Origin of the sequence: uncultured Roseibium sp., assembly GCF_963675095.2 — a bacterium.
Classification (GTDB): Bacteria; Pseudomonadota; Alphaproteobacteria; order Rhizobiales; family Stappiaceae; genus Roseibium.
In genome coordinates this window covers 11,114-23,401 of sequence record NZ_CAXXSJ010000062.1, presented here as the reverse complement: position 1 = coordinate 23,401, position 12,288 = coordinate 11,114, and the positions used below count along the sequence as shown (strand labels likewise).

The 12,288-nt window shown below is 59.6% G+C and carries 11 protein-coding genes; 9 read left to right on the top strand and 2 right to left on the bottom strand.

Going from position 1 to position 12,288, the window contains the following annotated elements:
- Nucleotides 1-74 precede the first annotated feature (74 nt).
- Together ABIN98_RS24645 and ABIN98_RS24640 are read right to left on the bottom strand one after the other, a co-directional pair.
- Nucleotides 75-410 (bottom strand): GNAT family N-acetyltransferase, encoded by a 336-nt coding sequence (locus ABIN98_RS24645; protein ID WP_346914324.1) that lies wholly within the window; start codon nt 408-410, stop codon nt 75-77.
- Between the two features lie 544 nt (nt 411-954).
- Nucleotides 955-3,621, bottom strand: a complete 2,667-nt coding sequence (locus ABIN98_RS24640; protein ID WP_346914146.1) for an EAL domain-containing protein — start codon at nt 3,619-3,621, stop codon at nt 955-957.
- Nucleotides 3,622-3,898: 277 nt separating this feature from the next.
- Here ABIN98_RS24640 and ABIN98_RS24635 point away from each other — a divergent pair, with 277 nt between their 5' ends.
- From ABIN98_RS24635 to ABIN98_RS24595, 9 genes are all read left to right on the top strand, one after another.
- Entirely contained in the window at nt 3,899-4,234 is a 336-nt protein-coding gene (locus tag ABIN98_RS24635; RefSeq protein WP_346895380.1) for a YegP family protein, read from the top strand.
- 433 nt (nt 4,235-4,667) lie between these two features.
- Nucleotides 4,668-5,318: a TetR/AcrR family transcriptional regulator gene (locus tag ABIN98_RS24630; protein ID WP_346914144.1), complete on the top strand. Its 651-nt coding sequence runs from the start codon at nt 4,668-4,670 to the stop codon at nt 5,316-5,318.
- Between the two features lie 48 nt (nt 5,319-5,366).
- A complete protein-coding gene (locus ABIN98_RS24625) occupies nt 5,367-6,518 on the top strand; it encodes an ABC transporter substrate-binding protein (RefSeq protein ID WP_346914142.1) in 1,152 nt (383 codons plus the stop codon).
- A 13-nt stretch (nt 6,519-6,531) separates the two neighbouring features.
- Nucleotides 6,532-7,446 (top strand): branched-chain amino acid ABC transporter permease, encoded by a 915-nt coding sequence (locus ABIN98_RS24620; RefSeq protein ID WP_346914140.1) that lies wholly within the window; start codon nt 6,532-6,534, stop codon nt 7,444-7,446.
- Entirely contained in the window at nt 7,424-8,455 is a 1,032-nt protein-coding gene (locus tag ABIN98_RS24615) for a branched-chain amino acid ABC transporter permease (RefSeq protein ID WP_346914138.1), read from the top strand. Before ABIN98_RS24620 ends, ABIN98_RS24615 begins: the two co-directional genes overlap by 23 nt.
- Entirely contained in the window at nt 8,455-9,216 is a 762-nt protein-coding gene (locus ABIN98_RS24610) for an ABC transporter ATP-binding protein (RefSeq protein ID WP_346914136.1), read from the top strand. The genes ABIN98_RS24615 and ABIN98_RS24610 overlap by 1 nt, the downstream gene beginning before the upstream one ends.
- Nucleotides 9,209-9,931 carry an ABC transporter ATP-binding protein gene (locus ABIN98_RS24605; RefSeq protein WP_346914134.1) on the top strand — a complete coding sequence of 241 codons (723 nt, stop codon included), beginning with the start codon at nt 9,209-9,211 and terminating at the stop codon, nt 9,929-9,931. The genes ABIN98_RS24610 and ABIN98_RS24605 overlap by 8 nt, the downstream gene beginning before the upstream one ends.
- Nucleotides 9,928-10,758: an SDR family NAD(P)-dependent oxidoreductase gene (locus ABIN98_RS24600; RefSeq protein ID WP_346914132.1), complete on the top strand. Its 831-nt coding sequence runs from the start codon at nt 9,928-9,930 to the stop codon at nt 10,756-10,758. The genes ABIN98_RS24605 and ABIN98_RS24600 overlap by 4 nt, the downstream gene beginning before the upstream one ends.
- Complete coding sequence (locus tag ABIN98_RS24595) at nt 10,742-12,262, top strand: long-chain-fatty-acid--CoA ligase (protein WP_346914130.1); 1,521 nt, start codon at nt 10,742-10,744, stop codon at nt 12,260-12,262. Before ABIN98_RS24600 ends, ABIN98_RS24595 begins: the two co-directional genes overlap by 17 nt.
- The last annotated feature ends 26 nt before the right edge of the window (nt 12,263-12,288 follow it).

The window sequence follows — 12,288 nt, the reverse complement described above, 5'->3', positions numbered from 1 at the left end:
CAAAAATTACTTGTGATCATTCTGACGACAGCCAAAGGGCTCTGCAGTTCGCCACCGCTACTGCACTGCAAAAGCTACTTCGTCAGGTTCTTGCGGCCGAGCATCTCAGGATCGATGCAGACGGAATAGGTCCAGTCGGTGTCGGAAATGCCGAGACGATTGCAGAGAGCGGCCGACGAGGCATTGTCCTGGCGCACACCGGTCATGAAGCCCCGCGCGCCTTCCTTTTCCCACATGTGAACGATCGCCTGCGCGCCAAGAAGAAGTGCAATCTTTTCTCCGCGCCGGTCCGGCCTCGTCGCCAGCATTCCCCAGAAGACGGTTTTCGCGTGTGGGCTGCTGGCCGGATGCATGAACAGCGACGTAGTAACGGCAACCGGTTTGTTATCCTCATCGTTGCGACCAGGCAGAGCCCCCGTCCCTGCTTGCCTCTGAGAAAGGCCGCGGGAACCGGCATCACGCCGCAGGATTCCATCAGAGCGACGGCCTCGCCGATAAAGCTGCCAGGCGTCGCTTCGCTGAGCCTGCGCACTGTGAGATCGTTTGGAAGGCTGTGATCCGAAAGGACGCGCTTAGCCGCGGCGTAAGCCGCCTCTCCACCCAGGAAATGTTCGTGCCTGTCCGTCGATAATCCATCGCTTTCGAGCGCGGAAAACAAGGCTGGCACGTCCGACTTGGGAAAGAAATAACACGCGCTGGCACCTTGTAGACGCGCGAGCGCGCCCAGAACCTCTACCGTGTTGTCGACGGGCTGGCCCAATCCGACCATTCGCCCATAGAAAGCAAACCGCGGATCGCCCTGGACCAGGGCCCACAGCGTGGCCCCCCGTTTCATCGCAGCTACACTTTCCGGGCTTCCGTAATATTCCCCGTCATCGTTCATGGACAAAAGGCTCCCCGCATTTTCCGTGGGAGAAGGTATGCGATGAAGCGATCCGAAGAAAGTCGCAGGGCTTACGCCACCTTGCGCCAGCGTTCCTCGCGAACGAATTGGATCAATTCGGCCGAAGACATCGGCGCCGCAAAGGCATATCCCTGCAGCTTGTCGCAGCCGAGATCGCGCAGGATGGCGACATGCTCCATCGTTTCCACCCCTTCCGCCACGACCTTGATGCCGAGCGACTGGCCGATATCGATGATCGAGGCGACCAGACGACGCTGGCTTTCGGAATGAACAATGGGGGTTATCAGCTGGCGATCGATCTTCAGCCTGGCCGGGTTCAGATGGATCAGGCTGACGATTGAAGCGTATCCGGTGCCGAAATCATCGATTTCGATATCAATTCCCTTGTCCCTCAGCCGCTCGAAATTGGCGGTGATCGTTTCGTCGCCTTCGTCGAGAAAGATTGATTCCAGCAGTTCGAAAGACACCGTGCCGGGTTCGATGGAAAGACCATCGAGGCTGCTCATCAGGTCGGTATCGTGCAGCCGGCCTGCAGAGACATTGACCGACAAGCGCGGGATCGAGATCCCGACCGCATCCCAGCGCATCTTCTGCCACAGCGCCTGTTCCAGGATCGTGCGGTCTATGAGCGGAACCACATTGAGTTCGTCGGCGATCTTCAGGAAGACATCCGGCGTCAGCACGCCCTTGTCCGGATGCGCCCATCTGGCGAGCGCCTCCACCCCGACGATCTTGAGCGTACGGGCATCGAACTGCGGCTGGAAATAGGGCAGGAACTCCTGGCGCTCGAGCCCGCTGAGGATGTCGTCGGCAACCTGCTTGTTGCGGACGATTTCCGCCTTCAGCGTATCGGAGAAGAACTCGAAACGGTTGCGGCCGTTGCTCTTGGCCCGGTAGAGCGCAATATCGGCGTCAATCAGCATGCGCTGGCCGAAATCCTCAAGACATCTGTCTGCCTTGGCGATCCCGATGCTGACACCGAAGCGGCATTCATGATTCTCGAAGGGAACCGGATGACGCATTTCCTCGATGATCCGTCCGGCCAAAGCGGACAAGTCGCATTGGCTCATCGGCTCCATCACCGCGATCACGAACTCGTCGCCGCCGATGCGGGCAACGAAATCATCGGCACCGGTGTTGGCCTTGAGGACCGATGCGGCATGGACGAGCATGGCGTCGCCGGCCGCGTGGCCCAGCGTATCGTTGATATGCTTGAAGCGGTCGAGATCGATATGCAAAAGTGCAGTGGGAGCCTTTTCGGCACCACGGTCCAGAAGCTGCTGGTCGACGAAACGCCGGTTCGGCAGGCCGGTCAGGCTGTCATGCAGCGAGTTGTGCTCCATCTGGGACCGCGCGTCCTCCAGTTCGCGGTTCCTGACCTCCGCGTTCTGCTTGGCAGTCATCAGGCGGGTCTTGAGCTGGATATCGGACGAAACGTCCCAATTCACACCGACGATATAACGCTGGCCGCGTACATCATTGTGCACGGCACCAATGGCTCGGATCCACCGGATCGACCCGTCGGTCAGAATGACCCGGAACTCCGAATGGTACATCCCGCCGGTTTCTACAGCGGCCCAGTATTCCCGCTCCGCTTGTTCACGGTCATCGGGGTGAAGGCATTCGGACCAACTCCTGTATTGGGACGCCTCAGCACTTTCGGGAATGTCGTATAGCTCCCGCATCCGGCTGTCCCAGGTCAGGACGTTTGTATCGAGGTTGAATTCCCAGATCCCGATCTTGGAAGTGTCGAGGGCAAGCTTGAGGCGCTGCGACAAACGCTCCATCTCATCCTGACGCAGTCGCATCTCCTTGATATGGGTCCGGCGCTGGTCATAGAGCTGCCCGGCAATCAGGATCGGCACGATGACGAGAAGCCCCCCCGCCAGAATGACGAGCCGCACCACCCAGACGTTTTCGGGCATGTCCGACCAGCCACCGCGCGGAACGGCGGAAATGCGCCACCGGCCGGCCGGCAGGGACACTTCTGAAACGACCGGATCGTCGGCGAAGATTTCAGGCCGTCCGAAGAAGACGGTTGTGTCCGAAGCGGCGGCATCCCGCCCGGAAATGGCAATGTCGACCGACAGGTTGGGATCATAGAGCCCGCTGTCGGCATAGAGCCGCTCGACATCGACGACCGCCGAAACGAGCCCCCACAGGCGGTCGGTGCCATCCGGATTCTCGACGAAGACCGGAAACCGCCCGATGAAGCCCTGGCCACCCTGCAACAGGTCGACCGGTCCGGCGAGCACCATCTGACCGGTTCCCACTGCCCGCAGGGCCGCTTCGCGCTGTTGGTCGTTCTTCCTGTAATCGAGCCCGATGGCCTTTTCGTTGCCTTCGATCGGGTACATCAGGCTGACGACGAGGCCCGGCGCCGCGGCGACGTTCCGCACTTGAGGCTGATTGCCCAGCAGATTGCCCGCAATCCGGCCGAACTGCTCCTGATCGATGTCCGGCTGGGTGGCAATCACAGCCACGAGACCGCGTATCAGCTGAAGATTGCTGTTGATATTGCCCTCAAGCCGCGCGCGTACAAGGCCCAACTGCTCGCTGACGGCGGCCCGTGCGCTCTGGCGGTGAACCGCCCGGTTCTGCTCCTCTGCGAAAATGCCGGTCACGACCGTTACGGCAAGCGCAATCCCGACAGCGATGACGCTGGGCCTGGACAGAATAAAACCTGCTTCCGATCGGGAAAAGAAAGGTATCCGCATTGCATCCTGTAAAGTCGAAGCGTCTCGGTTTCCTCCTGACCTCGGAGACCGGACGAAATACTGCTCACATGATACTGGGGAAATCGAAACAAATGACTAAAGGGCGTTTGCAGCGCACAATCTGCCCCTCAATCATTCGTGACCAGTACGATCGGGATCAATCGGGTCCATTACCGAGCCCGTTTGCCTGGTTTTTCGGAATTCACGACCTTGCCAGCCCGGCCAACTTCGCCTTAGATCGGGTCCTTAATAGAATTTCTCGAAAAGGAATAATGCGATGGCTGGCAAGTTCGAACTCTACCAGGATAAGGCAGGCGAATACCGTTTCCGTCTCAAGGCCGGCAACGGGGAAATCATCCTCGTCAGCGAAGGCTACAAGCAGAAAGCCAGCGCCGAAAACGGGATCGAGTCTGTCCGCAAGAATTCCCCGACGGACGAGCGCTACGAGCGCAAGGAGACCTCGTCCGGAAAGCCGATGTTCAATCTCAAGGCCACCAACGGCCAGGTGATCGGCACCAGCGAATCCTACTCCAGCGCATCCGCCCGCGACAACGGCATCGAGTCGGTGAAGAAAAACGCGCCGGACGCCAAGCTGGACGACCAGACCGCCTGATCACCGGCATCCGCCTATCGGCTGATTGCCACCAGAGACATCCGAACGCCCCGCGGCTGAGCCCGGGGCGTTTTTTTACGTCCGCCTTGGTTGATCCGGAAGTCCCTCGTCTGGCCCAGAGCCACCAGTTGACGGCGCGCTGCGAGGTGGTGCTCGACGCGATCCGGTCCAAATACCGCAAATCCCGGCGGACCTCCGATTTTCTGCCCGCCCGGATGCGCGGCTATTGGCATTCGGCTTCACATCGCCAGACACAGCAGGACATTCAGGTTCATCCTTTATCGGCGAATGGATGGAAACCTGGCTTTCGTCCATCGCCTCTCAGCCATTTTCTCGAAAAAGAACCAAAAAGGAATGCCCTCATTGACAATTCACTTAACGAGCGTTTAGTAACTTACTGAACGATCGTTAAGTCGATCTTGGGAGGAAGCAGATGCGCAATGCGCGAACCGGGCACGCCGTGGCCGGTAAAACAGTCGTCAGCGATGGACAGGCCGAAGGTCAGCGGGGATCACGGCGAAGGCACGTTCTGGATGCGGCTTGCCAGCTTTTCTATGAAAACGGTTATGCCTCGGCCTCAATGCGCGATCTGGCGTCCGCTGTAGGGGTTACCCAGGCGGCGATCTACTATCATTTCGCCAACAAGGAAGAGATCCTCTTCGCGCTCATTGAGGATTTCAATCTTCGCCTTCATGACGTCCTGAGCCAGGCATTTGCCTCGCAAGCGGATCCTGCCCAAGGTCTGCGTGCCGCCATCGAGGCGCACATCCTGCTGGGGCGTACCTGCTATCGCGAGTTCAAGCTGGTCACAGAGGACAAGCAGCAGCTCACGTCCGAACTGTCGGCACAAATGCGCGTCAGAGAGCGGCAGATCTTCGACCTCTACAAGGAAGCGATCACCGCCATTCATGCTCAGCAGGAAGGTCCGTCTCTGGATGGGGCGGTGTGTGCCTTCAACATCTTCGCGATGATCAATTTCGTTTTCAAATGGTACCGGCCTGACGGTGAACTTTCACTGGAGGAAATCGCCCGTCAGACGGTGGCATTTGCATTGGCAGGCGTAAACGCCGCCAGCACTGACTAGCCGGGGTGCACGCCACCCCCGCTCGTCCATCAAACAGGGAGGAAATTCATGACATTCAAAGGTATCCGCCTCGCGGCAACCGCAGCAAGCGTCATTGCCATGACAGTGGTCGGTGGGGCAGCACTTGCGGCAGACGCAATCAAGATCGGTGCTCCGCTCATTCTCAGCGGACCGGGTGCATTCGCTGGGGAGGCAAGCAAGCAGACCCTTGAACTGCTGGTCAAGGAACTGAACGCCAAAGGCGGCATCGATGGGCGTCAGGTGGAGATGATCTACTACGACACCGAAGGCAAACCCGATATCGCAGTCCGCGTGATCAACAGGCTTGTAAAAAGCGATGGCGTGGATGCTGTCCTGGGCCCTATCGCAAGCTGGGAAGCCGTTGCGGTCAGGCAGGTTCTGGACCGGGCCGGCGTTCCGACACTCATGCTTTCCGCCACCCGTGCCTCCGTCGACCCGCAGACCGCCTGCATGTTCAAGCTGCCGGTGGACGATGCGATCGTCGTGTCGCGGATCTACAAGTATCTTGCCGAAAAAGGCATCCGCAAAGTTGCCGTGATCAGCACGTCGGACGGATTTGGCGATGGCGGACACCGCGAACTTGAAGCGCAGGCGGAAGCCGCGGGCATCGAAATCGTATTTGACGAGCGCTTTTCGATGGAAGACACGGATCTGGCGCCGCTCCTCAACAAGGTGAACCGAAGCGAAGCCGAGGCCCTCATCAACTGGTCGTCGTCCCGGGCGCCGGTCATCGTGACCAACACCTACCGCCAGGTTGGTCTCGACATCCCGCTGATACACAGCCATGCCGCCTTGTCGCCCGCCGTCCTGGCCGGTGCCGGAGAAAATGCCGAGGGAATGTTCGCGGCCGGCGCAAAGTTCGAGGCCGGCCCCAACCTGCCCGACAGCGATCCGCAGAAACCGGTGATTGTCGACTACCGCAAGACCTATGAGGAAGCGGTCGGCAAGGAACCCAATCAGTTCGGCGCCGGTGCCTTCGACGCCTTCAAGGTTCTGACGGCTGCGATCGCGAAAGCGGGAACAGACCCGGAAGCGTTATGTCCTGCCATCGAGGAAACCCGGGACTATGTCGGGCTTGGCGGGATCTATACCTACTCCCCGACGGACCACGCCGGTTTGGGGACGGATTCCGTCCTGATCTACCAGGTCGAATCTGGCCACTGGCAAGCTGCGGACTGACAGGTAACCCGACATGACCAGCAATATCCCTGCCGATCTGATCCAGATCGTCATGACCACATTGACGGTCGGGTGCATGTATGCACTTGTGGCCGTCGGCGTCGCGCTGATCTACAGCGCGACGGGCGTGATCAATTTCGCGCAAGGCGAGTTTGTCATGTTGGGCGGCATGACGGTGGCCAGCCTCTACGGTCAGCATGACTGGCCGCTGGCCGCCGCCATAGCGGTCGCACTCGTGGTGGCGCTCATCTACAGCGCTGTCCTCATGCTGTTGACGACAGCGTTTGCTGCGAGAATGTCCCTCATCGGCGTTCTCATCATCACCATCGGCGCTTCCATAGCAACGCAGGGTGTCGCCGCCTGGATCTGGGACAGCGACACGCACCGGTTCGCACCGTTTTCCGGCGATGAGCCGTTCCGCATCCTGGATGCGACCATTACGCCCCAGGCGCTTTGGATCATCGGCATCGGCGGCGTTTCGATCATGCTTTTGCTGTGGTTCATCCGCTCCACAATGATGGGCAAGGCAATGCGCGCCTGCGCGCTCGACAGGGCGGCGGCGACCATGGTCGGCATCCCGGTGCGGTGGACGATCCTCATGTCCTTCGTCTTGTCGGGAATGTTGTGCGCGGTCGGCGGCATCGTCACCACGCCCCTGACCACGATCGATGCGAATGGCGGAATGCTTCTGGCGATCAAGGGCTTTTCGGCGGCCATGCTCGGTGGGATGGGAAACATCGGCGGCGCACTCTTGGGCGCCTTGCTGATCGCCTTCGTCGAGACCCTGGCCGTGACCTTCAGTTCCAGCGCCTTCAAGGAACTTCCCACCTTCACGATCATCATTCTCGTCCTTCTTTTCATGCCCCGCGGTCTCCTGGGCCGGCGCGGTGAAACCGGTTTGCATCATGAAGACCTCACTCAGCGATAATCTTGCCGCGGCCGGCCCGGCTTCGGCGGCAAGCAGCGCTTCCTCTCCGTTCAATCGGGAACTGCGCCGGCACACGCTATCGGCCGGGGCCTTCCTGGCGGTCATGCTCCTCGTGCCTGCCGTGTTCGGAACGGGCTACTATCTCAACACGTTGAATTTTGTCGCGCTCCTGGCGCTCCCGACCCTGGGCCTGAGCCTGCTCAGCGGCCTGAGCGGCCAGCTCGCGATCTCCCACGGCGCGTTTTTCGCCCTGGGCGCCTACGGATCCGCCATTCTGTCGACGAATCTCGGCATAACGCCGTTGCTGTCGACGGTGCTCGCTCAGGTCATCGTCGTCCTGATTGCCGCGGCCATCGGTTCGGTTGTCCTGCGCCTGCGCAGCCATTACCTCGCCATTGCGACCTTGAGCTTTGCGATCATCGTGGAACTGCTCATCGAGGAGGCCCGGTCGCTGACCGGTGGCATGCAGGGTATGCTTGGCATTCCGCCGATCGATGTCGGCTTCATGGAACTCACCAGTGATCTTGAGATCTATCTCCTCTACTGGCCGATAACCATCGTCATGCTCTGGTTCGCCCTGAACATTTCCTCTTCCGGGGTCGGCCGCGTCTTGCGCGCGGTACGGGAGGGCGAGCCCGTCCTCGGATCGCTCGGCATTCATGCCCCGCGCTACAAGATCGGGATCTACATCCTGAGTTCGATCTATGCCGGTGTCGGAGGCAGCCTTTACGCGCATTTCGTCGGCTTCGTGACGCCGGCGACCGGCTCCATCATGTTCGCCATCGAAATCATCATGGTCCTCGCACTTGGCGGCTTTGACCGGCTTTGGGGAGCGCTTGTCGGCGCGGCCCTGATGACACTGCTCAATGAATACGCCCTGGGTTTCGCCGACTTCAAACGGATCATCCTTGGCGTGGGCCTGATCGTCATCATGCTTGTTTTCCCGCGCGGCCTGCTTCCAGGCCTGATTGACACCGCCAGGCATTGGTTCGCACGGAGGGCCGGTTGATGTTGTGGGTCACTGAGCTGTCCAAGTCTTTCGGCGGGCTAAACGCGCTGAAAGACGTGAGTTTCGAAGTTGCCCCTTCCGAGATCAAGGCCGTGATCGGTCCTAATGGCGCGGGCAAGACAACCCTGTTCAATATCATCGCCGGCACGCTGCGCCCCACGTCAGGCTCGGTCGCGATGGACGGAACCGAAATTTCAGGCAAGACCGCCGCCGCCATCGGCATGGCGGGAATCGCAAGAACCTTTCAACAGCCACAGGTCTTCACGTCTTTGACGGTGATGGAGAATGTGATGCTTGGAGCGAACCGGTTCCACAAGTGCGGGACGCTCTCCAGCGGACTCGGGCTCGGCGCCGCCCGGCGCGCAGAAAAAGACCTTCACGAAATCGCGGAGAAATGGCTCGCTTTTGTCGGCTTGGACGATGTTTTCCAAAGACAAGCATGTGAACTGCCGCTCGGACAGCAGAAATACGTCGAAATCGCCCGAGCGATGGCGACGGGTTCCAGGGTTCTTCTGATGGACGAACCGGCAGCAGGGCTTGACGACACCGAAACCGGAGAACTGGGAGAGCTGATCACGCGCATCCGCGGGACCGGCATGACCGTTCTACTCATCGACCATCACATCGATTTTGTCATGAGCCTGGCCGATTCAGTCCTCGTTCTGAATTTCGGGCAATGGCTTGCCGAAGGAACGCCGGACGAAATCCGGAATTCGCAAGCGGTGATCGATGCGTATCTCGGGAGTACCGAGGATGCTTGAACTCAATTCAATCAGCGTTTCCTACCGCAATATTTCAGCCCTGAAGGACGTGTCACTGAAAGTGGATGCGGGCGAAATTGTCGCGTTGATCGGCTCCAACGGCGCCGGCAAATCCACCTTGATCAAAGCCTGTGCGGGACTGGTCAAACCCACCACCGGGAACATTCGCCTGAACGAGACGGAACTGCTCAAGCAGCCCTCGCAAAAGCGGGCCTCGCTCGGGATTGCCGTTGTTCCGGAAAACCGCCGCCTTTTCGGCGAGATGAACGTTCGCGACAACCTGCTTCTGGGCGCCTATTCCCGGTCCGGTTTCGGGCGAGGTCAGGAGATCCAAAAGGAAATTGAGAACGTCTATTCCCTGTTTCCAAGGCTCGACGAACGCCAGCACCAACGGGCAATGACCATGTCCGGCGGAGAGCAGCAAATGCTTGCGATCGGACGCGCGCTGATGTGCAGTCCCAAGTTGATCCTGATGGATGAACCATCCATCGGCCTTGCCCCCAAAATCGTAGCCCAGATCTTTGCCGCCATTCGCACCATGCGCGACCGGGGCGTCACCATTCTGCTTGCCGAGCAGAACGCCGCGGCAACATTGCGGATCGCTGATCGGGCTTATGTTCTTGAGCTTGGTCAGGTCACCATAAGCGGTGACGCCAAGAGCCTCTGGAAACAAGACAGAATCCGCCAACTTTATCTGGGAGGAGGCAACAAATGACCAAACGCGTCGCATTGGTGACCGGTGCCGGGGGAACGCTCGGTTCCGCTTTCTGCGCGGTTTTGGCACGCGCCGGTTTTTCAGTCGCCGCCAACGACATCAACCCCGAGGCTGCCGAACGTTGCGCGCAAGGGCTGCGCGATCAGGGACATGATGCGCGTGCCTGGCCGGTTGATATCAGCGATCGCGCAGCCGTCGATGAGATGGTGTCCGCCATAGAACAGGAAACCGGCCCCCTCACCGTTCTGGTCAACAATGCCGGACTGCCCGGGCCGTTTTCCCTGATCGTCGATATCGAGGATACCGCCTGGGACGCGACGCTTCGCGTCCATCTCTACGGGTCGTTCTATCTTATCCGCGCCGCCGCCCGGTGCATGATCCCCCGCAAATGGGGGCGGATCATTAACATCGCCTCGGTTGCCGGCATGCTCGGAACGGTTGGAAGCGCCGAATATGGCGCCGCGAAAGCCGGCCTGATGAACCTGACGATGACCGCCGCCAAGGAATTGGCGCCCTACGGCGTGACCGCCAATGCGATCGCTCCCGGAATGGTCGCGACCCATGTGAACAGGGAATTGCAGGAACAGGGAAGCCGGTTCATTTCAACCGCGGTCGATGGCACACCGGACGGCAAGCTTGCGGATCCGTCGGAGATCGCGGATCTGCTCGGCTTCCTGTGCAGCGAGGCCGGCGGGCATATCAACGGCGTCACCATTCCCATCGACGGCGCCTCGACCCTGGAAATGGCGACCGACGGCTACATGCGCCGCGCCCTCGCCAAAAGAAGTTCCTTCATGAAAGAGGCCGGCGATGCGGTTTCTTCATGACATCCTGCTGGAAGGAGCAGCAGGTCGTTCCGGCCAAACCGCTTTGATCTTTCAGGACGAGACGGTGACCTATGGCGCCTTGCAGAAAGCCGCCGAAAATCTCGCCGCCCAACTCGCCGAAATGGGTGTGAAAACCGGCGACCGTGTCGCTTATCTGGACGAAAACAGCACGGAATATCCCGTGGTGGTTTTCGCCGTATCCATGTTGGGCGCGCTTTTCGTGCCGATCAATTTCCGGTTCGCCCCGGATGAAGTCGCCTATGTGGTCAATGACGCGAAACCCCATGTGTTGCTCGTCGCCCCGGCCTACATGTCGCAGGTGGAGAAGGCACAACCGTCCTTCGATCAAAGCGTTTCCGTGATCGAAAAGCCCCGTCTGGAAACCTTGCTGAGAGCAGACGCTCCAGCAATGCTGCCAAGGTCGGCTCTCTCCGAAGATGCGCCTGCGATGGTCATGTACACGAGCGGAACGACGGGGTTTCCCAAGGGCGTTCTGTTTTCGCACAGGGCCTATCTCGCCAACGTGAAGGCGATCATCGAAAGCGGCGAACTGACGTCCGACGACAGAATGATGGTATCGCTGCCTCTGTTCCACAATGGCGGGCTGACGGCAGTGCTGATGCCCACTCTGCTTCTGGGGGCAGTCGCGGTCATCATGGCGCGCGGTTTCAAACCGGAAGAGGTGCTGGAAACCGTCGAAAAGCACCGGATCACCTCGGTGATGTGGGTGCCGACGATGCTGTCGATGCTGATCACCTCCGATGCTTCGAGCCGGTTCGACACCTCCTCCCTGTCGAAGATCTGGTACGGCTCGTCACCGATCGCGCCGGACTTGCTGGAACGGTCCAAGCGGACTTTCGGAGCCGATCACTATCAGTTCTACGGCATGACCGAGACCGGAATGACCTCGGTCCTGAAGCCGGAAGACCACGATCTTTATCCGGGCAGCACAGGCCGTGCGATGCCGGCGGCGCAATTGCGGCTGGTCGATACACAGGACCGGGACGTTGCCATCGGAGAAATCGGCGAAGTCCTTTCCCGCCAGCATCCGCTGGGAATGATCGGCTATTTCGGAAAGGACGAGGAAACCCTGGAGGTCCTCCGCGACGGTTGGATTCATACAGGGGACCTGGCCCGCAATCTGGGAGACGGCTACTTCCTCATCGTCGACCGGAAAAAGGACATGATCATTTCCGGTGCGGAGAACATCTACCCCCGCGAAATCGAACTGGTGCTGGCAGGTCATCCCCATGTCCGGGAGGTGGCCGTTTTCGGCATTCCGGACGCAACTTACGGCGAGGCTGTCTGCGCTGCGGTCGTGTCCGAACCGGATACCAAACTGACCGGTGAAGAGGTGACGTCCTGGTGCGCCGAGCACCTTGCCGGATACAAGAAACCCAAAAAGGTTTTGCTGATGAACGAACTGCCGAAGAACGCAGCAGGCAAGATATTGAAAAACAATCTTAAAGCCTCCTTCTGGCAAGGGAGCGCGTCAGCGATTTGATGTCATGGAAGAGTTGTCAATTTCAA